A 23,417-nucleotide genomic window follows, 5' to 3' on the forward strand; every position below is an offset into this window, starting at 1 on the left:
CGCTCTGGATCTCATTCTGCGAGAACGCGGGTCGGCGGGAAAGTAATTTCCACAGTCGTGCCCTGTTCCGGCGCAGATTCAATGGAGAACTGCGCGCGGTTTGCCTCCACCATTGCTTTCGTCAGAGGCAGGCCAAGTCCGGTGCCTTGCTGACGCCAATCCTTGGTGTCGGGATTTTTGAGGGTTTGCGTCTGGCTATTATGATTGCTGACCTGCCGGAAAGGTTTCAGCGCCTGTTCCAGCTCGCTCTGGTTCATGCCGATACCGGTATCGCGCACGCGCATCACCACATGGCCTTCCGGCTCATAGCTGGTTGAAACAATCACCTGCCCGCCCTGACCGGTAAAGCGGATTGCATTGGACAGAAGATTGAGCGCTACCTGACGGATCGAACGGGCATCTGCCACAATATCCGGCAAAAAGGCCGAGAAGCTGGAGCGGATAATCACACGCTCGCGATTAGCCTGCGGCTGCATCAGCGCCACAGCCTCTGCCAGCGCATCATTGAGCGCCACGGCTTCAAATTCCAGATCAAGCGCACCGGCTTCAATCTTGGAAATATCCAGAAGGTCATTGACGAGCGCCAGCACATGATTGCCTGAACGATGAATGTCACGCAGATATTCACGATAGCGGTCATTGCCGATCGGGCCGAATTTCTCTTCCGCCATCAGTTCGGAGAAGCCGATAATCGCATTCAGCGGTGTGCGGATTTCATGGCTGATCCGCGCCAGAAACTCGGTTTTATGGGTCGAGGCACGCTCGGCTTCCTGACGCGCTGAGGTCAGTTCCTCTTCCGCACGTTTCCACTGCGTAATATCGCGCATTACCGCGCAATAGCCTTTGGAGGCAGGCAGTTTGCCTATGGTCATAAACAGCGGAATGAAACGTCCCTGCGCTTCACGGCCGATCACTTCCCGCCCGTCATTGAGCAGGCTGGCAACACCGTCGCCGGAGAGACCGTGAATATAGTCAATCGCTGCACGCTGGCTTTCAATAGCAAACAGAATGGCGAAGGACTTGCCTGATAATTCATTGATATCATAGCCGAATAGCGCCGCAGCAGACTGGTTGAGTGAACGGATTTTGCCGTCCTGCCCGATAATCACCACACCGTCTGTTGCCGTGTCCAGAATGGATGTCAGTTCATCAATCTGAGTTTGCAATGCATGCAAATCAGGCTGCGTACGATTGTCCGTTACAGAGGGAGTCGTTCCGGTATCTTCAGTTTTTGGTTCTGCTGGCTCAGCAGACTGAAATGCCAGCTCTGATTGCAGCTGATGAACGGCATTGTCCTGCGGCGCAGTCTCTGCTGCAATGCTATCGACCAGTTTTAACCGGCTTGGCTGCTTGCTGATATCGTCATCATTATCCGCTTTCAGCACCAGCTCCGGCAGCAGGCTCAGCATCAGCGCGCGTGCACCCTGCCATGGAACCGACTGGAGATGAGCTTCAACAATCTTATGTCCGCCATCAGCGAGGCACAGGATCATGCCGCTGAGATTGCTGTCGTCTGACTGGGCAAACAGCGCGTCAATGCCACCGGCATGGCGCAGATCATCCAGCGAATTATAGCCGGTCATGTCGAAAAATGCCTGATTGGCAAAATGCAGCCGGTCTGCACTGTGGATCAATACCGGAACCGGCAATCCGCTCAGCACATGCAGGTCTTCATCTTCCTGCGATGCCGTATCGGCCTGTGCCGGTTTTGATCCGGCTTGGTCGTGATGCTGGTTGTGGTTCGCAGGCTGTGTGTCATGCGGATAAGGGATATCTGCTGCTTCAACAGGCAGCTGCGGAGCCGCAATAACCGGCTCCGCCTGCGGAAGTACGGGGGTATCTGCCGCAGTAGGCTGCTCTGTTGTTTGAGATTTCGGTGTTTTCTGGAGAACTTCACGGCGCAGACGGTCGGCTATCTCGCGGAATGCACTGCGCTCGGTTGGCGATAGGCCGTTTTCCGGACGGGCAGGGCGGATTTCCGCAATAATATTAGCCTTATCTGCGGGAAGATTCTCGCTGGCTGGATCAGTATCTTGCTGACGCTTCTGCGAAGCGCGCAGCGCTTCCATCAGAATGATTTTCTCGCTGGAAAGAGGCGCGTTTTTCGCATCATCGGTTTGGGGGGCAGGTGCGTCCGGTACGACAGGCCCTGATATTAAGGCCATACCAATGGCTTCAGGATCCTGCTCCGTTAAAGACGGATAGAGAACGCCAAAACCGCTGAAACCGGAAAAAGCCTTGTCGCGTGCAAAAGCAGGCAGTGCAGCGAGATCAACAGGAACGCGCTGATCTGTACCCTGCACAGGCCAGAAAATTCTTTTGCCAGACCATGTTTCCTGCTGCTTCAACAGGGCAGCAATAACACCGTCATTATCAAAGCCGAAAACTTTAGCCACATCGGAGAATTTACGGCCGATAATATCAGCGGCATTGTCACCGACAATTGCTGCAAATTCCGGTGAGATTTCCGTAAAGCGGCTGTCAGCATCTACTTTCCAGATAAACCGTGCAGGGGCACTTTCTTCAGCTGCAGGAGCAGCAATCTCCGGATCGTCTTGCGTGACTTCAGTTATGTCAGCGACTGCGACAGCCTCAGTAGCATCCTGTGCAGATGCAGTTGTAGCCGTGCTGTCCTGTGTTCTCTCAACGAGAAAGAGATAGGATGCCTGTTCATTCTGATCGTCAAGGCGGATCATCATTGCGGGCAGGGTGCTTTGGCCAGCACGTACACGACGGCGCACAATACCATCGGTTTCATCCTGCGCTTCAACGATAAGATCAGCCAAAGTGTTGTTGTTGATGTTCAGGGCATCAAATTGCGCGTCGCTGTTCAGAATGGTTCCGTCTGCCTGCACTTGCATAAGGTGATGATGCGGCAAAGGCGGGATAATGTTGTTTGCTGTATCTGTTGCAGCCTTAGTCATGAGAATGACCGGCTCATTAGTATGTGCTAGCGTCAGCGGTGTTACAGTGCATTGCTGCAAGGCTGAGTGCAAACCGCCGCCCAGACGCAGCATAATTGTTTTTGCACCCTCTGTGCGAAGATCGAGAGCCAGAATCTGGCGCCGTGTCTGCGGGCTGAAATCTGCATCCTGTCCGATAAGTGCGGCTGCTGCATCTTCGTCAAGAAGACGGGCGCCGCTGTCATTTGCCCAGAGAACAGTTTGCAGGTCGTGCGACAGCACCAGCATGGCGTCTCCCCTTGCGAGAGCCGCACGGATGCCGGAAAGAGGGATCAGCTCCATGAAATCCAGATGCTGTTGCATATATTTAGTTCCGTACCCGACCAATAACTGATTTGATCTGTCTTAAGCTGTTGTCTGTTATCGGAAAATTTTGGTTCCGACAGAGAATTTACAGGCATTATCACCACAAAGCGGGCGGTTCTGACAAACACTTTCTTAACTATTAGTTAATGTCCCCAAGGGGCAAAGCGCTGTCTGATGAAACTTGCGGATAAAAATCTCCTGCTGCGGTTCCATCTGTCAGGGCGCATTATGGTTAATCAGTGGTAAATACAGGGTTTACATGGCATAATCATGATGAAAACATAAAAGCATCGCATTGGTTTTCCGGTTTTTCAGGCAGGCAGAATGAAATCCTGAGCAATAATTCGGTAAGGCATCATATTTTCACAAAGTTTTTTTGATATATGCTTGCAATATGCGATGATTTTACGTATCTGACCCCTATCGGCAGCCTGATTGATTCACTGCCGGATTGGTACGCGGTCGTAGCTCAGTTGGTTAGAGCGCAGGATTGTGGCTCCTGAGGTCAGTGGTTCAACTCCACTCGACCGTACCATTCCAAATTTCCCGCTTTCACATCAATAGATTGCGATCTGCCGCCTCATTTGAGAGCAGAGCAGTTTTGTTTTATTTTGACAAAAGCGGAGATGCTCCGCTTTTGTCCGGTATGATTTTGCTTAATAGTTCCGGCTCGGATCGACGTGGATATTGCCATCGTCATAGACCTGAATTTTCACGTCCGGATTTCCCTCAAATATTTGATATTCAACCCCGCGACGCATTTTCCATTGGTAGCCGCGCTGAGGATCAGAGGCATTCAAGGGCTCCCATTTCATTTCTGAAAATTCTTTGCCCTGAGACCAGCGATTTTCTTTTTTGGCAAAGACCTTGCTTGGTGTGTCAGCCTGATCGCGCAAATTGAAATCGTAATAATTTTTACGATCCTGAAGAAGAATATCGCGGGCGTTTTTCAGGGGCTTACCCTTTTCGTCAACCTTATCACGATCGCTGATATGTGCCGTATAGGTCTCAACCAGTTTGGCCGGTTTTGATGTGTCATTGCTCGCAGATGCTGGCTGATTTTGACTGGCTACGGGCTTGTCTGTCTGTGTTGCACTTGTTGTGCATGCCGTAAGTACGGAAAGCGATGTAAAGACTGTAATAATGCCGGTATACTTCAATCTTTTTCTCCCCCGCTGATTGAAGTCGCAGATATATGTTATTTTTTACGCTATTAAAACTATAGAAATGCGTATCTTCATTTGTGGTAGGTGAAATAGTAAAATAAATCTGAATAGACTGCCGGATATATTTTAGAAAAGTGTTCCCTGACCGCTGTCTTTGGCACGCGGAGCTTTAGTTTTCTTGTCTTTGACAGGTGGTTCGGCAGATTGCGGTTTTGGTGTCTGAACTGCCGGAGCTGGCGCTGAACCATCCGCAATGACGGAGCGATCACCGTCATGAAAGCGCAGTGTCAGATTTTCGCCTGTTTGCACTGCCGCTGCTGCTTTAACCGGCAGCCCCTGATCGTTCAGCACAATAGCAAAGCCACGCTTGAGAACGCTTGTATGGGACAGGGTTTCCATCAGGCGGGTCAGTTCCAGACTGCGGGTACGATATTTCTGCAGGCTATGGCGCATGGCCTGGTCGCCACGCCGTTGCAGATTGGCAATATTGAGTGCCCATTGGCGCGAGCGACGCAGGATCAGCTCGCCGGTCAGTCTTGATGATGCCTGCCGCAGCAAGTTGCGGCTGTTCTGTGTTTTGAGAGACAGGCCTCTCGGCAGGCGCTGATTGAGCTGTTGCAACTGCAAGCGGCGCTCTCTGATCTGCTGATTGAGCAGGCGCGGGGAGAGGTGGCGCTTCAATCCGTCAAACCGCGCACGTTTTTGCTCTGTGCTGACCAGCAGCGCACGGCCCAGTCTGGAACCGGCTTCATCAAAGCGGCGTCTCGGCAAGGCAAGTAACTGATCGGTCGACGGCAATGCTCTTTGCAAAGCGCGATAGGATTCACGTCGCCTGTCGATCAGCCGTGTCATGGCTGATGCCAGTCGCGCACTGTAAGATGCAAGCTGCGCTTGTAAATCTGTGCGAACCGGCACGGCCATTTCTGCAGCGCCAGTCGGTGTAGGAGCGCGTATATCTGCCGCAAGGTCAATCAGTGTCCAGTCGGTTTCGTGCCCCACGGCTGAGATAACCGGAATATCGGAGGCCGCAACGGCGCGTACTACATTCTCATCATTGAAGCCCCAGAGATCTTCCAGACTGCCGCCGCCACGGGCAACAATCAGTACATCCGGTCGGGGCAGCACTTCGCCGAAATAGGTCGAGTTGAAACCGGCAACGGCACGGGAAACTTCCTCTCCGGTTGTCTCGCCTTGCACGCGAACCGGCCAGACCAGTACATGCAAAGGGAACCGATCCGTAATCCGGTGAATAATATCGCGGATTACCGCGCCGGTCGGGGAGGTGATAACGCCGATTGTGCGGGGCATGAACGGCAGCAATTGCTTGCGGTCTGCATCAAACAGCCCTTCGCGTGCCAGCCGTTGTTTACGCTCTTCGAGCAAAGCCATCAGTGCACCGGCACCGGCAGGCTCCATCTGCTCGATTACGATCTGGTATTTGGATGAACCCGGATAGGTAGTGAGTTTGCCGGTGGCAATCACTTCCATACCTTCTTCCGGCCGGAATTTAATGCGGCTCATGGAGCCGCGCCAGATCACAGCCTCAATCCGTGCGCGCTCATCCTTGAGGGCGAAATAGGCGTGGCCAGAAGAATGCGGGCCGCGATAGCCGGAGATTTCGCCGCGCACCCGCACATGACTGAACGTATCCTCGACAGTACGTTTCAGCGCACCGGATATTTCCGATACAGAATATTCCGCAACATTGGTCGCGTTATTTTCTGTCTGACGGTCGGGCGAATCTGGAAAAAAACTCATGACTCTATTGGCCATTTTATGGGCTTAGCGGTCAAGAGACTTTGCTGTTGTCCAGCGTGAAACGGTTTTCGGATAAGATACGCGTTACAACAAAGAGTTAAAGCATCGATCTGATTCAATCAGTCCCAAATGCGTTCTGAAAACAGTTTTACCGGAAATGGATTTGATTATTCTGAAAAGCGGATCGGTTTTCGGAAGCTGGTTTTAATGGCACCGGCGATCAGATCAATGGCGGGTGCATGAATACCCTGTGCGCGAATGAGTGACAAAGCGCAGGACGGTAGTTTGGGGAAGCCGTCTTCCTCATTGAGCACGCGCATGCCGCTTCCCACCATATTGTCAGGCAGAATCGAGATTGCGCTGCCGGAACGCACCGCCATGAGGATGGAGCGGGCGGAGGAGGTGGATAAAACGATACGATACTCGCGCTGTATCGTGTTGAGTGTATCCGTCAGCACTTTGCGCCAGCTGCAATTTGTCTTGTTCATTGCTAGCGGAATAACAGGCTCTTCATGCGGAGAGTTTTCCGCTGAGGTTGCCCAGACAAACCGGCTGGTATTGAGAACTTCCGAGCGTTTTTGCCCCGTATTATGGGTGATGAGGGCAAGATCCAGCGCCCCGCGGCGAATATGGTCAATCAGCGCATCTGTCGGTTCACAATGCAGAATGGTTTCAAATGCCGGATAATCACGGAATATAGGCTGCAAAGCATCCTGCACCATATGTTCCAGATAAATATCGGGCAGGCCGATGCGTATATTGGCCTTCATTTTATCGGTGCGGAATGAGGCAACCGTTTCATTGTTCAGCTCAATAAGGCGCCTTGCATAATTCAGCAGTTTTTCGCCATGCGGTGTCAGCAGGAGATGACGCCCTTCGCGGGCAAAAAGCGGCTTGCCGATACGCTCTTCAAGGCGGCGTATCTGCATAGAAATCGCAGACTGGGTTCGGAAAACACTGTCAGCCGTTTTGGTGAAACTACCGGTTTCGGCAATCAGCAGAAAAGTACGCAACTGATCCAGGTCAAGTAGTGTCTGCATGCCATTCTCCGGTTAAGTTCCGGTAATCATATGGAATATCTTAATGAAGGCAAATGGTTTTATTGCAGTTTTTCAACATCTTTACTTGGGTAAATATAAAATAAGTCAAACTTAATATATTGTGGTTTGCTTTTATTAAGACCTGTTCAGCTTTGTTAAGGAAATCATTGTGTATGTTGACACTATGTCAGATGCAATTTGCAAAAATAAAAAGAGCGGCTGCATTTTTTGAATCAGGCAGCCGCTCTTTATTTCGTTAAGGCTATTAGTAGGAATAGGCCTTAAATACCGGCTCCACAGACTGGTTCCAGTCACTGTCAAAGTGAGACAGCATTACCTCAGCCAATGGTTTTCCTGATTTAGCAATAGCTTCAAGCGGTTCAACATAGATACTCTCGTCGCGGCCGTTTTCATCTGTATTTTTACGGTTCTTAAGGCCCTGAGACGCGATTGCGACTGCCTGTGCTGCAATATCCGCGACTTTGCCCTTGCCGAATGGCGTGGCAAGACCGCTTGCTGGCACAGCGTTACGCATTGTAACCACTTGCTCGAAATCCCAGTCCTTTGTCAGATCCAGCGCCGCATTCAGTGCATCCTGATCATAGAGCAGACCAACCCAGAAAGCGGAAAGCGCTGCAATATGGGATAGCGGGCCACCGTCAGCACCACGCATTTCGAGGAAACGCTTAAGGCGGACTTCCGGAAACAGTGTGGAAATATGGTTCGCCCAGTCGCCCATATTAGGCTGTCCGGCAGTCGGATGATCCTTCATTGCGCCGTTCAGAAACTGGCGGAATGTAATATGCGTGCAGTCAATATAGTGGCCGCCGCGCATGATGAAATACATCGGCACATCCAGCGCCCAGTCTACATAATCAGCAAAGCCAAAGCGCTCTGAGAACACGAATGGCAGGACACCTGCACGTCTGTTATCTGTATCGCGCCAGATGTCTGAGCGCCATGATTGCAGGCCGTTGGTTTTGCCTTCCGTGAATGGCGAGGAGGCAAAAAGCGCAGTCGCGACAGATTGCAGCTTCATGCTGACCTGCATCTTGTGCCGCATATCCGTTTCAGAACCGAAGTCGAGATTCACCTGAATGGTCGAGGTGCGATACATCATATCCAGCCCCTGACTACCGACTTTAGGCATATAGGCTGTCATAATGGCATAGCGGGATTTCGGCATAACCGGCGTTTCAGCACGCGTCCATTTCGGGCTGCCGCCCATACCAAAGAAACGGATGCCAAGCGGTGTCGCAATTGTCTGCACATCTTTCAGATGCTGACTGGCTTCCGCATAGGTTTGATGAATGGTCTGCAGCGGTGCACCGGAGAGCTCAAACTGGCCGCCGGGTTCCAGAGAAATTGCACCCTGACCCTGCGGGCTGACCAGCCCGATCAGTTTGCCTTCGTCGATAATCGGATCCCAGCCAAGACGCTGTTGCATCGCTTCCAGAATGGCGCGGATGCCTTGCGTGCCTTCATAGGGAACAGGGCTGTTATCTTTGGTATAATAGGGAAATTTCTCATGCTCAGTGCCGATGCGCCATTTGTCCTGTGGCTTACAGCCTTCTGCGAGATATTCAGCCAGTTCCTCAATGCCGGAAATGGCTGTTTCGTCTGTGGTATCCCGAGCCATGCTTTGCATTACCCTATTTTGTAGTTGTCACTATTCATATATGTGATTGGCGTTTTTTTATCCAACACGCAAGTGGAATTATTGGGCATAATTATTTGGAATAATAACAGGACGCGTAATTGAGCCTTGTCCTGTTGCGAAGAACCCTGAAAAAAATGCGCTATTGCCGGAATTATGCTGTGAGTGATGCATAAAATAACAGGATTATTGCCAGTCGCCGATACTTGCCTGAATCACAGCCATGGCTGCTACCGCAGCGGTATCAGCGCGTAAAATTCTGGGGCCAAGCGGAATCGCTGTCACAAAATCCTGCTTATGCAAATATTGACGTTCATCTTCTGAAAAGCCGCCTTCAGGACCAATGAAAACACCGGCAGGCTTGCCTTTCAGGCTGGTCAATAATGGCAGAGGATTGTTGCCCTCGGCAGCCTCGTCACAGAATATCAGCGCGCGTGCCTCATCCCATTGCTCCATGAATTTATCAAAGCGCAACGGCTCCCTGTATTCCGGCAGGATGAGAATTCCGCATTGTTCTGCGGCTTCACGCATATTGGCCTGCATCCGCTCGCTGTTGAGCTTGGGCATCTGGCAATGCTGGGTGATAACCGGCTGTAAGACGGAAGCGCCCATTTCAACAGCTTTCTGGATAATATAATCCATGCGGCCGGTTTTCAGCGGGGCAAAGCAATAATGAAAATCAGGTGCCGCTGGCTGCGGACGTGTCTGCTCGGCAGGGTGCAGAGAGACGCGTTTTTTGCCCGTTTGCTCTATATGCGCGAGCCATTCACCATCCCGCCCGTTGAACAGCAAAATCTTATCGCCGTCCCGCATACGCAAAACATTGAGCAGGTAATGTGCCATATCCGCCGGAGCCTCTATGAGGTGATCCGGTTGCAGGGGAAGGTCAATAAGCAGTCGTTGCATTCTGTAATTTGCGCGCATCGGCTACGGATGGCAGAGAGAAGGCTGGCAGGTCAAGTGATAAAGAGTGCTGTAACCTCGATGTTAAAAACAGAGCAGCAAAATAAACGGAGAAATACTCGGCAAAGGAAATGCAGTGGCCATTTGTGGCGCTGTCATTGTGCTTATCACGGAGACTCACTGCGGGGATCAGCCGGAATTTTGGGGCTTGGGCGGCGTATTTTGTTTATACGTAAAGATCTATGGTTACTATTTGATTGAGTGAGATCGGGTTTTTACACTGCATAGAGCCGTTTCAGTTGCTGATCTGCCACAATGAAAATCAAACTGATTTTTGTATGTGTTTTTAGCGTGTATCTTGCGCATGTTTTATTGCTGTTAAGATCGGCTGCTTATATCTGGAAGCACCTTTCAACAATGCTGAGTCCGTGTGCATCTTTATGCAATGTGCCGGTTCATGCTGAATTTAGTCCGCTTCCGGGAGACTTGTTTCCATGTCCGCAAAGAGCGCCACGCTCCTGACCGTCCTTATGTTGTCTGCAATCCTGTTTACCGGATTGGGTTTGCTCTCCGTTGAAACCGGCGGCAGCGCAGTTGCAAATGACGGATACGGCATTTCGTCTTTCCATCATTAATACAATCAGGATCAGCTGATATTTCTCTGACGGGAAATATTGGTTTCTTATAAAAAGCCGCGCTGGTCACTGATCGCGCGGCTTTTGTGTGTCTGATTTTTCAACTGTCTATATGTGCTCAGTCGCCGGTTGCATTAATGCGGAGTGCCGACCTCATCGCGATATTCAAGAATATCGCCTGGCTGGCATTCAAGGACACGGCAAATTTTTGCCAGTGTTTCAAAGCGTATGCCGCGCACTTTGCCGGATTTGAGCAGGGATACATTGGGTTCCGTAATGCCTATATCGGCCGCAAGCTGGCGTGAGCGGATTTTTTTACGTGCTAAAACAACATCAAGATTGACAACAATTGACATTTTTCACCTTAAAAAATTGAATAAAATATATTTATACTTGGCTCTGTTTTAATTCTTAAAATTGCATGGAATTTTCATAATCTGATTTCAGAAAAAACCGGAAATATAATAATTTAACAGGCGGAAAAAAATCATCCTTTCTCTATTGGAAATTTATAACTCATCATATGAAAAAAACCATAAATGGATACTGCAATAAAATGCAGGTAATAAAAAGGGTGGTGGTGAGTGTTTGTTGTAATTTTGATGTAGTGGTTAATTAATTTTATGTCGTTTTGTATTTAGAAATTTAATTAAATTGATAAATATTTATATTTTAATTTAATTTTTCAGTAAAAATGAAATTAATAGTTTGACAAAATCAGATTTTTTGTTGATTTATTCATTTTAAAATAAAGCACTCGTATAATTTATACGAGTGCTTTGATAATTAAGCGAATTTTTTGAAAAATATATTTCGAAATGACAGATTAACCGAAGGTTGTCGGATCAGGCCCGATACGTCCGTCAGAAGCATCCAGCTTGTTGATCTCGTCATGCTCGATACCCAGAAGCTTGAAATCTGTGACTTCAAAATTTTCTTTTATACGGGCAGGGGTGACGGATTTTGGAATGACGACATTACCGATATCCAGATGCCAGCGCAGAATGACCTGAGCGACAGATTTGCCGTGATTGGCGGCAATGGCTTTCAAAACCGGATTGTCCAGAATTTTACCCTGTCCGAGCGGGCTCCATGCTTCTGTAGCGATATTATGCTGCTGGTGGAACTGGCGCAGATTATCCTGCTGGAAATAAGGATGAAGTTCGATCTGGTTGATGGCCGGTACAACATCTGTTTCACGCAGGATACGTTGCAGATCGGCTGTGCGGAAATTGGAAACGCCAATTGATTTCACACGGCCTTCTTCACGCAATTTGATGAGTGCACGCCATGTATCAAGGAATTTATCTTTGTTCGGCATTGGCCAGTGAATGAGATAAAGATCAAAATAATCTGTGCCGAGGCGCTCAGCCGAAGCATCAAAAGCTTTCAGGGTGGAATCATAACCCTGATCGTCATTCCAGACTTTCGTTGTCAGAAAAATATCCTGACGTGCGATGCCGGAATTACGAATTGCCTGACCGACACCCTTTTCATTCTTGTAAATTGCGGCGGTATCAATGTGACGGTAGCCGGTTTCAAGTGCGGTTGTCACACTGGCGACGGCTTCTTCATCGCTGACCTGCCATACACCGAAACCCAGTTGCGGAATGGAGTTGCCGTCGTTCAGTTTGATCGCAGCTACGGTCATGTCCTTATTCCTTTTCTGTTTTTTGCGCCGGTAATTTCATCGCATTGTTTGGGATAAACCGGCGAAGCACTTTGCAGAACGCAATCTTGAATCAGTTCTTACAGTTTTTGCAAGACCGGCTTATGTCAAAAGCGATAAATTCTTGGGGGTGGTTTTTCACAAGCCTTCTGTCTCCGGACAGATTTCTTCTTGCGTGTGCAATGCCTGACAGGCTGCCGGAGGCGAGATGCGAGTAAAACCGCAACTTGCCATGCGATGAATAGAAAAGCCCTGCATCAGTGTCTGATGCAGGGCTTCTGGTTTGGAGGCGTTTAAGCAGAAATTCTATTCTGCTCTTCAGGGTAGATTCAGAGAACGACGACTTTTGTGCCCACCGGCACCCGTTCATAGAGATCTTCCACATCCTGATTGCGCATACGGATACAGCCGGAAGATACTGCCCGTCCGATGGTAGATGGCGCATTGGTGCCGTGAATACGATAGAGCGTATTGCCTAAATACAGCGCACGTGCGCCGAGCGGATTGGCGATGCCGCCTTCCATACGGACAGGAAGAATACGGCCTTTCTTGCGTTCGCGGGCAATCATTTCTTTCGGCGGATGCCATGTTGGCCATTCGGCCTTGCGGCTCACGGTTTCTGTACCTTTCCAGCTGAAGCCTTCTTTACCGACGCCCACGCCGTAGCGGCGGGCTTTACCATTATCTCCGACAAGATACAGAAACTTGTTTTTCGTATCGATCACGATTGTTCCGGACTTATGGGAAGCTGAGTAATCAACTTCCTGCGGCAGATAGATCGGGTTCATACCGCCTGCAACCTTTGCAGGATTTTGCGGTGCTGCCGTGCTGGTGCGGATGAATGAACCCTGCTGATAGGTTGCATTCCGTTGCAGAGCTTTATCCTGTTTTGTGCGTGCTTGCTGGCGTGTGGCGGAGCGTTGCGCCGGTGCCTGAATGCCTTGTGATCCGCTGTTGCGGTAGATACGCGGCTTTGATGGCGCAAGCTGAGTGGCATAGCGCTGCGGCTGCAATTGAGTGACCCAGGGCGCACTCAGATCAGGGCTGAGAACCAGAGGCGGCGGTGTGGCATAACGGTCATTGGCAAATGCTCCGCCAGCTGAAATGGCGGACAGGGCAAAAGCAGCAATGGATGCGATCAGCAGCAGATGACGTGGTTTCATCAGATCGTCCTGTGTTGAAGTCATGCCTGAAACTGTGATGCACTGTTCAGCAGGCGAGACATGCAGATTCCTTTGCCTCGACTGTGATGCCTGACCCTTTTGAAAAGGTGAATCACTGCCTTGCGGATGTGCAAATGCGGTGAAAACTTTCTCTTTTGGTTATCAGCAGGTAAATATTCTGAGTTGGGTTTCGCGGCTGCTTTCTGTCTTGAAACGGAAGATATGTTCTTTTTTTGTTCCATGTCAAATGAAATATGCTATAGAGAGACTCGTTGGTTTGGGCAGAGATGGTGCGGGTGAAAAATGACGCAGGATATACCGGTTCTGGAAGCAGGATTGCATTTAGGAGAGGATGGGCGGGTGCGCTGTGGTTGGCATGGCGGTTTGCCGGATTATCTGCTGTACCATGATACGGAATGGGGATTTCCGGTTGATAATGATCGTCGTCTTTTCGAGAAAATCTGTCTGGAGGGCTTTCAGTCTGGTCTGTCATGGCTGACAATTCTGCGTAAGCGTGAAAATTTCCGCCGTGCTTTTGCAGAGTTTGATTTTCATAAAATGACACAGTTTACTGAGGAAGATGTTGAGCGTCTGATGCAGGATAAGGGCATTGTACGCCATCGCGGCAAGATCAAATCAGCGATTAATAATGCAGGTCGTGCGATTGATCTGATTGCCGAAAAAGGTTCGCTGGCTGCTTATTTCTGGAGCTTTGAGCCGCAGCCGAAAGACCGGCCGCTGCGATTTGATCTGGCGGCCTATAAAGCGAACCCTTTAACCGAGATTTCTACCCGTATCAGCAAGGATTTGAAGAGGCGCGGCTGGTCATTTGTCGGTCCGACAACAGTCTATGCTTTTATGCAGGCGATGGGGTTGGTGAATGATCATCTGGAAGGTTGTTATTGTCGTCCGGTGATTGAGCGCTTGCGGCAGGATTTTGTACGACCGGCATAATATGTTTCTGCGCGGATCTTGCTCTTGCCGCATGCAAACTGATCGGTTAGGAAACATACGCGCCTTTCAAGGATATTAAGGCATTTAATCTTCAAGATAACTCAAGTTTAGCGGATCAGTATCATGGCAAATAAAGCGGAGAAGATGAAAGCGCGGTTGCCGCGCGGCTTTGTGGACCGTGAGCCTCATGATCTGCGTGCTGCTGAGAAAATGCTGGCGACTATCCGTGAGGTTTATGAGCGCTACGGTTTTGATCCGATTGAAACGCCGCTTGTTGAATATACTGACGCGCTGGGCAAATTCCTGCCGGATCAGGATCGTCCGAATGAAGGTGTGTTCTCGCTTCAGGATGATGATGAACAATGGCTGTCGCTGCGCTATGATCTGACTGCGCCGCTGGCGCGTCATGTGGCTGAGAACTTCAATGAAATTCAGCTGCCGTTCCGCACCTATCGCAATGGCTGGGTATTCCGCAATGAAAAGCCGGGTCCTGGCCGTTTCCGCCAGTTCATGCAGTTCGATGCCGATACTGTTGGTGCGCCGGGCGTGTCTGCCGATGCGGAAATGTGCATGATGGCAGCGGATACGCTGGAGCGTCTCGGCATTCAGCGCGGCGATTATATGATCCGCGTCAATAGCCGTAAGGTTCTCGACGGTGTTCTGGAAGCGATTGGTCTGGCCGGTGATGACAATGCTGGACGCCGCCTCAATGTGCTGCGTGCCATCGACAAGCTCGACAAATTTGGCGAAGAGGGCGTGAAACTGCTGCTCGGCGAAGGCCGCCGTGATGAATCTGGCGACTTTACCAAAGGTGCAGGCCTTGATGCCGCGGCAATTGCCAAAGTGCTCGACTTTACTGCTGCGGGTGCGGAAGATGGTCAGCAGACCATCGCGAATTTACGTGCTGTTGTTGAAGGCAATGCCCGCGGCACTGAAGGTGTTGAAGAGCTCGCACAGATGCAAATTTTGTTTGATGCAGGCGGCTATGCCGGTCGCGTCAAAATCGATCCGTCTGTTGTGCGTGGTCTCGAATATTACACCGGCCCTGTTTATGAAGCCGAACTGCAATTCGACGTCACCAATGAAAAGGGTGAAAAAGTCGTCTTCGGTTCTGTTGGTGGTGGTGGCCGTTATGATGGTCTGGTGTCGCGTTTCCGTGGCCAGCCGGTTCCGGCAACGGGCTTCTCAATCGGCGTTTCCCGTTTGATGACAGCGTTGAAAAACCTTGGCAAGCTCGGCACTGAAGATGCAATGGCACCGGTTGTCATTACGGTGATGGACGGTGATGCCGAAAGCCTCGGCCGCTACCAGAAATTCACGCAGGATCTGCGTGATGCCGGTATCCGTGCCGAGATGTATCAGGGTAACTGGAAGAAATTCGGTAATCAGCTGAAATATGCAGACCGCCGCAATGCGCCGCTTGCGATTATTCAGGGCGGTGATGAACGTGCCAATGGCGAAATCCAGATTAAGGATTTGATCGAGGGTAAACGTCTTTCCGGTGAGATCGAAAGCAATGAGGAATGGCGCGCCAGCCGTCCGGCGCAGATCACTGTCAAGGAAGCTGATCTGGTTGCGGAAGTGAAGCGTATTCTGGCTGAACAGGCAGAGGATCGCTTGCAGGAACTAAGCAGGCAGGCGAAGTAAAATGAACAATCGTCAAACAGCAGATATTGCCGCTGATCTGGCGTCTTATTTTGCAACCACGTCGAGTGAAGCCGTTGATATTCCGATCCTGCAGCCGGCCGATCCGTTTCTGGATATGGCCGGTGAGGATCTGCGTAGCCGGATTTTTCTGACCGAGAATGAAAATGGCGACAGTCTGTGCCTGCGTCCGGAATTCACCATTCCGGTCTGCCGCAATCATATTGCGCTGAATGCAGCCACGCCGAAGCGCTATTCTTATATTGGCGAGGTTTTTCGCCAGCGTCGTGAAGGCGGCACCAGCTTTCATCAGGCCGGTATCGAAGATCTTGGCGGCGATAATGAACCGGCCTCCGATGCGCGCTCTCTGAGCGATGCGTTGAATGCTGTGCATCAGGCCGCTCCTAATGCGTCACTGCAGGTGCTGCTCGGCGATCAGTCTGTGTTTGAAGCTGTTCTGGCATCTCTCGGCCTGCCACGTGGCTGGCAGAAAAAGCTGGCGCGTGCTTTTGGTAGTGCTGAACTGCTGGAACAGGCCTTGCAGGATTTGACGTCACCGCGTCTTGGTAATGTTATTCCTGAGCGTTTGCGTCAGATTGTTGATGAGCAGGGTGAAGATGCTTTGGTCACTGCACTTGCGCAGGAAATGCAGGCGGCAGGTATTTCACCTGTTGCAGGGCGCACACCTGCGGAAATCGCACGCCGCCTGATGGAAAAGCAGCAGCTGGCTGCGGTTCAGCTGGCAGATCGGGTGCTGACAGCGCTTAAGACATTCCTGTCCATCCGCGTGCCGCTGGAACAGGCGACTGTACAGCTGACAGAATTTGCCGAGCAAAATGGTCTTGATCTCGGCGCTGCATTGCAGAGCTTTGCTAAGCGTGTTGAGGAAATGCGTAAGGCTGGTATTGATCTCGGCATCATCACTTATGATGCAGGTTTCGGCCGCCCACTCGATTATTATACCGGTCTGGTTTATGAAATTACCAGTCGCGATGCTGATTGCGGGGTGATTGTCGGTGGCGGTCGTTATGATCGTTTGCTGACGATGCTGGGCGCGAAAGAACGTATTTCCGGTGTTGGTTTCTCCATCTGGCTTGACCGTTTGCAAAAATGTGCAGATGCAACACGGACAGGAGTGCAGTCATGACTGTAACACTGGCTTTGCCTTCCAAAGGCCGTCTGAAAGAGCAGACAATTGCAGTGATGGCGAAAGCCGGATTGCATGTAGTGTTGCCGGAAGATGACCGCAATTATCGCGCAACCATCGAAGGCGTGGATGATGTGGATATTCTGTTTTTATCGGCGTCTGAAATCGCCCGTGAGCTTGGTTATGGTGCGGTTGATCTTGGTGTAACCGGTGAAGACCTGATCCGTGAGACACTGGCGCGTGCCGATGAAAAAGTGCAGATTGAAACGCAGCTTGGCTTTGGCCATGCGGATGTGATCGTTGCTGTGCCGGAAGTCTGGCATGATGTTTCGACAATGGCCGATCTGGATGATGTGGCTGCGGATTTCCGTCAGCGTCATGGTCGCCGTTTGCGGATTGCCACCAAATATTGGCGGCTGACACAGCAGTTTTTCTCTCAGAAACACGGTATTCAGGTTTACCGTATTGTGGAAAGTCTGGGTGCAACAGAGGGCGCGCCTGCTGCGGGTTCTGCGGATATTATTGTTGATATTACTTCGACGGGTTCAACATTACGTGCCAATAATCTGAAAATTCTCGATGATGGCATTATGCTGAAATCGCAGGCTTGTCTGGTTTCTGCGCGCCGCAGTCTGGATAATCCGCGGGTGACGGAAATTATCAGCCGTATTTGTGACAGTTTGAAATAAGCTTACATATTTAAAAAAAGAAAAGGCCGCAATTCATGAGAATTGCGGCCTTTTTGATAGGTAGAAGTGTTCAGCTATTAGCGACCGCGACGGTCAACCGAATATGCGCCGGCACCGGTTACGGCGAGCAGCAGCAGACCACCTGCAATTGCGAGGTTCTTCTGTGCCATCAGTGCGTTCATGCCTTCGGCAAAATCCATATGAGCTACCAGTGTGGCGCCGATGGTGAACAGGGCAACAACGACTGCTGCGATACGGGTCTGGAAACCGATCAGAATGGCGAGGCCACCAACAAATTCAACCAGACCAACGAGAACTGCGGTCACGCTTGGCATTGGCAGGCCGATCGCACCGAAATATTGCGCAGTGCCTTCAAGGCCGGTCAGCTTGCCCCAACCTGCAAGAATGAAAAGAATAGCAAGAAAAACGCGGGAGATCAGAATAATAATGGAATTCTGGGAGGCGGAAACAGTGCTCATTATGAGGCTCCGGATGATATATTGCTGGAGGAGGGTAAGAGGCTTCCAGGCAATAAAAGTTAACAATAGAAAAGTGATTTATGCTGCAGGCTCATTATGCGCAGCATGAATTGCTGTTGCGCAATGGATAACTAATAAGTGACTGTATTGTAAATATAGACAGATATTGACATATTGTTCATCAATAGTGAACCCTAAAATAGCATGTTGAAATTTAACACCGATAGCCCTGCGTTGATAGCAGGTTAAGGTTACAAGAGCTTATAAAAGAAAGCGGCCCGTAACAGTGCGCTGTTACGGGCTGCAATTAATTCATCTGCAGAGCAGTTTATGCAGGGTGTAACATCAGTTCCGGACGCACTAAAGCTTCATATTCTGCTTCACTGACAAGACCACTTTTCAGAGCTTCCTCGCGCAAAGTCGTGCCATTATGATGGGCAGTCTTGGCGATTTTTGCTGCTGCGTCATAGCCGATCTGCGGTGCGAGAGCCGTTACCAGCATCAATGAATTTTCCATCAGTTCATGGATGCGGGCTTCATTGGCTTCAATACCGTCAATACAATGATCGACAAAGGAATTCATGCCGTCAGCCAGCAAGCGGATAGATTGCAGCACATTGGCCGCAATCACAGGCTTGAAAACATTCAGCTCAAAATGTCCCTGACTGGAAGCAACGGTGACGGTTGTATGGTTGCCGAAAACCTGAGTGGCAACCATGGTCAAAGCTTCTGCCTGAGTCGGATTGACCTTACCCGGCATGATCGATGAACCCGGTTCATTTTCCGGCAATTGTAATTCGCCGAGGCCGGAGCGGGGGCCGGAGCCGAGAAAACGGATATCATTGGCAATCTTAAACAGATCGGCGGCAAGCGCATTCAAACTGCCATGAAGATTGAGCAGAGCGCCGTGGGAAGCGAGTGCCTCGAATTTATTCGGGGCGGTTTTAAATGGCAGGCCGGTAATATTGGCAACCGCATCAGCAAAGCCGGTATCAAAACCTTTAGCGGAGTTCAGGCCGGTGCCGACCGCTGTGCCGCCCTGTGCCAGCAGATAAACATCTGTCAGGCTCTGCACAATACGGTGCTTGCCATATTCTGCCGCCGCACGGTAACCTGAGAATTCCTGTCCCAAAGTCACCGGTGTGGCATCCTGCGTATGGGTGCGACCGATCTTAATCAGATGCGAGAATTTCTCTTCTTTGGCTTTCAGCGCATCAATCAGATGATCGATGGCGGGCAGCAGGCGGGAGGTAACTTCAACCGCCGTGGCAATATGCATGGCAGTCGGGAAACTGTCATTGGAGGATTGCCCCATATTCACATGGTCATTCGGGTGAACCGGCTTTTTGCTGCCGATCGTGCCGCCGAGCATTTCAATCGCGCGGTTGGAGATCACCTCATTCACATTCATATTCGATTGTGTACCGGAACCGGTCTGATAAATCACCAGCGGGAAATGATCGTCCAGCTTGCCTTCAACAACCTCTGCAGCAGCCACAGTAATGGCGCGGCCTAAGACCGGATCCAGTTTGCCCAGAGCAATATTTGTTTCTGCAGCGGCCTGTTTGACAATGCCGAGTGCATGAATGAGCGGCAATGGCTGGCGATCTGTTCCGATTTTAAAATTTTGCAGAGAGCGCTGGGTCTGCGCACCCCAGTAACGATCATTATCAACAGCGATAGGGCCGAAACTATCGGTTTCGGTACGTTGGTCAGACATTTACAGCTCCTGAAGTTCTGTATTCTGGGAAGATGTCAGAGTGTCATATGGTATCAGTTACAAGTATTACGAGACCGTGCAAAACACAGTTTTGTGTAAGCTTCAGTACGGTCGCAAGTGAAAATAAGTTTAATATTTTCAGTGCGGTGCCGTTATCGCGCGCGCAATATTAAAGGCGGTTCAATCGTCCTCGGCCTCATCATCCGGATTTTCTATCCAGGCAGTCGGTTCGATTTTTTTCTGGGTTGTGCTGTCAATGAAAGTCCACCAGCCGGTGTCGCTTTCATTCCAGTCGCCACCGGCTTTTTGAAGCTGTTCAAGCCGGCGATAACGGGCAGGAGATTCATTGAGCTGACCATCAAAGTCTGTCCAGAGTACCGTGACTGTGCGTCCGTCCTGCGGTGCCGTTGTAATCGGGTGTTCTTTACGCATTCGTCTTCCCTCCGTTGCGGTGCAATGAAAGCACTGTCCAGATCAGAACAGCAAATCTTGTAAATGCAAACCTATAGCGCATTCCGGAAAGTGTGAAGCATTTATATGTAAAACAGAGTGCTGAGATGGAGCGGCCAGCCAACAGGCTGAACTATGAGTTTCACAGGCGCAAGCGGCATATCGGAGCTCTTATTTATGACTTGTGAAAAGCGGAAATTGTACTGAGAAAGGCGTGGGAAGACGGGTTTCCCCGTCTTCCCTATGCGCGGTCAGCAGTTCCTTCAAGCGGGGGCAAATAGGAGTGCCGACCAGCGCAAGCTGCAGATTTTCAATCTTTAAAGCCTGATCCTTAAGGAGATACTAAAATAATTTTGAGTTATCATTAAGTACAGTAACTTTAAAAAAATAATGCATTGCAATTGTGATGGTCGCTAATCGCATTGGTTACAATTTATTTAGAAATATCTCTCCTGAAAAATGGAGAGGCTACATAATCAGCTTAAATGCATAAGGCAAGCTATATCCTGTGACGCATCGTTATGCCGTGCAGATTTTAGTGTTTTGATATAAACAAAGCCCCTGATTTCTCAGAGGCTTTTCATTTCTTAGCCGCATTATCGTGGCCGCACAGGCGCTCACGCCTGTGCTACGAAGTGCTCGGATGGATTTCTTAGAAATCCATGCCGCTACCCGCACCGCTTTGCGGTGCAGGATTTTTAGTTCATGGGCGTAAAAAAAAGCCCCTGATTTCTCAGAGGCTTTTTCATTTCTTAGCCGCATTATCGTGGCCGCACAGGCGCTCACGCCTGTGCTACGAAATGCTCGGATGGACTTCTTAGAAGTCCATGCCGCCCATGCCGCCCATGCCGCCGCCTGGCATTGCTGGCATGCCGCCGTCTTTCTTCGGCAGTTCAGCAATCATGGCTTCGGTGGTGATCATCAGGCCAGCAATAGAAGCTGCGTTCTGCAGAGCAGTACGTACAACCTTAACCGGATCAACAACACCAGCTTTGATCAGATCGCCATATTCGTTGGTTGCAGTGTTGTAACCAAAGGTTTCGGAAGCGTTTTCGAGGATTTTACCAACGATTACGGATGCTTCTTCACCGGCGTTTGTGGTGATCTGACGGGCAGGAGCCTGGATCGCACGACGGATGATGTTGATACCGGCGTCCTGATCAGCATTGATACCTGTAACGGTAATCTTGGCCGATGCGCGGAGCAGGGCTGTACCACCACCAGGTACGATACCTTCTTCAACCGCAGCGCGGGTTGCGTTCAGAGCATCGTCAACGCGGTCTTTGCGTTCTTTAACTTCAACTTCAGTCGCACCGCCAACGCGGATAACTGCTACACCGCCAGCTAGCTTGGCAAGACGTTCCTGCAGCTTCTCGCGGTCGTAGTCGGAAGAAGTTTCTTCGATCTGCTGTTTGATCTGGCCAACGCGGGCTTCGATTTCAGCTTTCGAACCGGCACCATCAACAACAGTTGTGTTTTCTTTGGTGATCGCAACTTTCTTCGCACGGCCGAGCATGTCGAGGGTCACGGATTCCAGCTTGATGCCGAGATCTTCGGAGATAACCTGACCACCGGTGAGGATAGCGATATCTTCGAGCATTGCCTTACGACGATCGCCGAAGCCCGGAGCCTTAACAGCAGCAATTTTCAGGCCGCCGCGCAGCTTGTTAACAACCAGAGTTGCCAGTGCTTCACCTTCCACGTCTTCAGCGATGATGACGAGTGGCTTGGAAGTCTGAACAACAGCTTCGAGAACCGGCAGAAGAGCCTGCAGGTTGGAAAGCTTCTTTTCGTGCAGAAGGATGTAAGCGTCTTCCAGTTCTGCAACCATCTTTTCTGGGTTGGTTACGAAATACGGAGACAGGTAGCCGCGGTCAAACTGCATACCTTCAACAACTTCCAGCTCGGTTTCAGCTGTCTTGGCTTCTTCAACAGTGATGACGCCTTCGTTGCCGACTTTCTGCATCGCTTCCGCAATCATGCGGCCGATTTCAGCTTCGCCGTTAGCGGAGATTGTGCCAACCTGAGCAACTTCTTCAGAAGTGTTGATTTTCTGAGCTTTGCCGAGCAGGTTTGCAACAACTTCAGTCACAGCCAGATCAATACCGCGCTTCAGATCCATCGGGTTCATGCCGGCAGCAACAGCTTTTGCGCCTTCCTGCACGATGGCCTGACCGAGAACAGTAGCGGTTGTTGTACCGTCACCGGCAGTGTCATTGGTCTTGCTTGCGACTTCGCGCAGCATCTGTGCGCCCATGTTTTCGAACTTGTCTTCAAGTTCTACTTCTTTGGCAACCGATACACCGTCTTTGGTGATGCGTGGCGCACCGAAAGATTTGTCGATAACAACGTTACGACCTTTAGGGCCGAGCGTTACTTTAACAGCATCTGCAAGGATATCGACGCCGCGCAGCATTTTTTCGCGCGCTGAACGACCGAATTTTACGTCTTTAGCAGCCATTTTTCTCTCCTGGAGCCTGAGGTCTTACCTTCAAAGCTTCCCGATTTGAACTGTTGAAAAGGGATGGTGAATAAGCCCGGGCTATGAACCGCTCAGGCTAAATCGAAAATCAGGCAATGATTCCGAGAATGTCGGATTCTTTCATGATCAGCAGGTCTTCGCCACCGATCTTCACTTCTGTGCCGGACCATTTGCCGAACAGAACGCGGTCGCCAGCTTTAACGTCCAGAGCAACCAGCTTGCCGCTTTCATCGCGGTTACCGGAACCAACGGCGACAACTTCGCCTTCAGACGGCTTTTCTTTGGCTGAATCAGGAATAATGATGCCACCGGCTGTCTTTGCTTCCGATTCTACACGACGAACGACAACGCGGTCATGAAGAGGGCGGAAATTGATCTCTGCCATGGATATAACCCTTGAAAATACGCCTTGAAATAAGGCAGCAAAATGAGTTGAAGGCCTTTCGGCCCGTGGATTATTAGCACTCTCTTTGTGTGAGTGCTAACGTGCTTTTGATATAGGAAAGAGCCGTTTCGGAGTCAAGGTTTCCGGCGGGCATAAAAGACAATATTGCCGGTGATAAACCCTGTAAAAACTGACAGGGGGCATCGT

General features: G+C 50.4%; 19 protein-coding genes and 1 tRNA gene. 6 read left to right on the forward strand and 14 right to left on the reverse strand.

The genetic code is table 11. The annotated features are described in order from the left end of the window. Positions 1-11: 11 nt before the first annotated feature. Positions 12-3,266 carry an ATP-binding protein gene (locus KHQ09_RS05265; RefSeq protein ID WP_213596829.1) on the reverse strand — a complete coding sequence of 1,085 codons (3,255 nt, stop codon included), beginning with the start codon at positions 3,264-3,266 and terminating at the stop codon, positions 12-14. Positions 3,267-3,727: 461 nt separating this feature from the next. Between KHQ09_RS05265 and KHQ09_RS05270 the strand changes: the two genes are divergently transcribed. Next, positions 3,728-3,804 (forward strand) — tRNA-His (locus tag KHQ09_RS05270). 121 nt (positions 3,805-3,925) lie between these two features. On the opposite strand, the gene KHQ09_RS05275 is transcribed toward KHQ09_RS05270, so the two are convergent. The 5 genes from KHQ09_RS05275 to KHQ09_RS05295 form a co-directional block, all read right to left on the reverse strand. Then, on the reverse strand, positions 3,926-4,429 hold the full coding sequence (locus KHQ09_RS05275; protein ID WP_213596831.1) for a hypothetical protein: 504 nt from the start codon (positions 4,427-4,429) through the stop codon (positions 3,926-3,928). 132 nt (positions 4,430-4,561) lie between these two features. Further along, positions 4,562-6,193: an exodeoxyribonuclease VII large subunit gene (gene xseA, locus KHQ09_RS05280; protein ID WP_213596833.1), complete on the reverse strand. Its 1,632-nt coding sequence runs from the start codon at positions 6,191-6,193 to the stop codon at positions 4,562-4,564. A 167-nt stretch (positions 6,194-6,360) separates the two neighbouring features. Then, positions 6,361-7,233, reverse strand: a complete 873-nt coding sequence (locus KHQ09_RS05285; protein ID WP_022710512.1) for a LysR family transcriptional regulator — start codon at positions 7,231-7,233, stop codon at positions 6,361-6,363. 265 nt (positions 7,234-7,498) lie between these two features. Continuing rightward, a complete protein-coding gene (locus KHQ09_RS05290) occupies positions 7,499-8,872 on the reverse strand; it encodes a glutamate--cysteine ligase (protein WP_213596835.1) in 1,374 nt (457 codons plus the stop codon). A gap of 204 nt (positions 8,873-9,076) precedes the next feature. Beyond that, complete coding sequence (locus KHQ09_RS05295; RefSeq protein WP_338019229.1) at positions 9,077-9,814, reverse strand: 16S rRNA (uracil(1498)-N(3))-methyltransferase; 738 nt, start codon at positions 9,812-9,814, stop codon at positions 9,077-9,079. Positions 9,815-10,287: 473 nt separating this feature from the next. Between KHQ09_RS05295 and KHQ09_RS05300 the strand changes: the two genes are divergently transcribed. Next, positions 10,288-10,428 carry a hypothetical protein gene (locus KHQ09_RS05300; RefSeq protein WP_162994564.1) on the forward strand — a complete coding sequence of 47 codons (141 nt, stop codon included), beginning with the start codon at positions 10,288-10,290 and terminating at the stop codon, positions 10,426-10,428. A 134-nt stretch (positions 10,429-10,562) separates the two neighbouring features. Here the strand turns inward: KHQ09_RS05300 and KHQ09_RS05305 are convergent, their stop codons facing one another. The 3 genes from KHQ09_RS05305 to KHQ09_RS05315 all read right to left on the reverse strand — a co-directional run bounded on the left by KHQ09_RS05305 (position 10,563) and on the right by KHQ09_RS05315 (position 13,260). Further along, a complete protein-coding gene (locus tag KHQ09_RS05305) occupies positions 10,563-10,784 on the reverse strand; it encodes a helix-turn-helix domain-containing protein (protein ID WP_121993780.1) in 222 nt (73 codons plus the stop codon). A 470-nt stretch (positions 10,785-11,254) separates the two neighbouring features. Continuing rightward, positions 11,255-12,079, reverse strand: coding sequence for an aldo/keto reductase (locus tag KHQ09_RS05310; RefSeq protein WP_022709446.1), 825 nt, complete (start codon positions 12,077-12,079; stop codon positions 11,255-11,257). A 347-nt stretch (positions 12,080-12,426) separates the two neighbouring features. Beyond that, the gene (locus KHQ09_RS05315) at positions 12,427-13,260 is read right to left on the reverse strand and encodes a L,D-transpeptidase (RefSeq protein WP_213599819.1); all 834 of its coding nucleotides are present in this window, start codon (positions 13,258-13,260) and stop codon (positions 12,427-12,429) included. A 303-nt stretch (positions 13,261-13,563) separates the two neighbouring features. On the opposite strand from KHQ09_RS05315, the gene KHQ09_RS05320 reads away from it, so the two are divergent. From KHQ09_RS05320 to hisG, 4 genes are all read left to right on the forward strand, one after another. Beyond that, on the forward strand, positions 13,564-14,214 hold the full coding sequence (locus KHQ09_RS05320) for a DNA-3-methyladenine glycosylase I (protein WP_213596840.1): 651 nt from the start codon (positions 13,564-13,566) through the stop codon (positions 14,212-14,214). Between the two features lie 123 nt (positions 14,215-14,337). Then, positions 14,338-15,861: a histidine--tRNA ligase gene (gene hisS / locus KHQ09_RS05325; RefSeq protein WP_213596842.1), complete on the forward strand. Its 1,524-nt coding sequence runs from the start codon at positions 14,338-14,340 to the stop codon at positions 15,859-15,861. Between the two features lies 1 nt (position 15,862). Further along, positions 15,863-17,005 carry an ATP phosphoribosyltransferase regulatory subunit gene (locus tag KHQ09_RS05330; protein ID WP_213596844.1) on the forward strand — a complete coding sequence of 381 codons (1,143 nt, stop codon included), beginning with the start codon at positions 15,863-15,865 and terminating at the stop codon, positions 17,003-17,005. Next, positions 17,002-17,694 (forward strand): ATP phosphoribosyltransferase, encoded by a 693-nt coding sequence (hisG, locus tag KHQ09_RS05335; protein ID WP_213596846.1) that lies wholly within the window; start codon positions 17,002-17,004, stop codon positions 17,692-17,694. The genes KHQ09_RS05330 and hisG overlap by 4 nt, the downstream gene beginning before the upstream one ends. 77 nt (positions 17,695-17,771) lie before the next feature. Here the strand turns inward: hisG and KHQ09_RS05340 are convergent, their stop codons facing one another. From KHQ09_RS05340 to groES, 5 genes are all read right to left on the reverse strand, one after another. Next, positions 17,772-18,173: a DoxX family protein gene (locus KHQ09_RS05340; RefSeq protein WP_075654409.1), complete on the reverse strand. Its 402-nt coding sequence runs from the start codon at positions 18,171-18,173 to the stop codon at positions 17,772-17,774. A gap of 328 nt (positions 18,174-18,501) precedes the next feature. Then, positions 18,502-19,893: a class II fumarate hydratase gene (gene fumC / locus KHQ09_RS05345; protein ID WP_213596848.1), complete on the reverse strand. Its 1,392-nt coding sequence runs from the start codon at positions 19,891-19,893 to the stop codon at positions 18,502-18,504. Positions 19,894-20,073: 180 nt separating this feature from the next. Beyond that, positions 20,074-20,325 (reverse strand): hypothetical protein, encoded by a 252-nt coding sequence (locus tag KHQ09_RS05350; protein WP_213596850.1) that lies wholly within the window; start codon positions 20,323-20,325, stop codon positions 20,074-20,076. An 835-nt stretch (positions 20,326-21,160) separates the two neighbouring features. Beyond that, on the reverse strand, positions 21,161-22,804 hold the full coding sequence (gene groL, locus KHQ09_RS05355) for a chaperonin GroEL (RefSeq protein ID WP_075654413.1): 1,644 nt from the start codon (positions 22,802-22,804) through the stop codon (positions 21,161-21,163). A gap of 109 nt (positions 22,805-22,913) precedes the next feature. Then, entirely contained in the window at positions 22,914-23,210 is a 297-nt protein-coding gene (gene groES / locus KHQ09_RS05360; RefSeq protein ID WP_022711248.1) for a co-chaperone GroES, read from the reverse strand. Positions 23,211-23,417 lie beyond the last annotated feature (207 nt).

This window comes from Pseudochrobactrum algeriensis, from assembly GCF_018436245.1.
GTDB classification, from domain to species: Bacteria; Pseudomonadota; Alphaproteobacteria; order Rhizobiales; family Rhizobiaceae; genus Pseudochrobactrum; species Pseudochrobactrum saccharolyticum.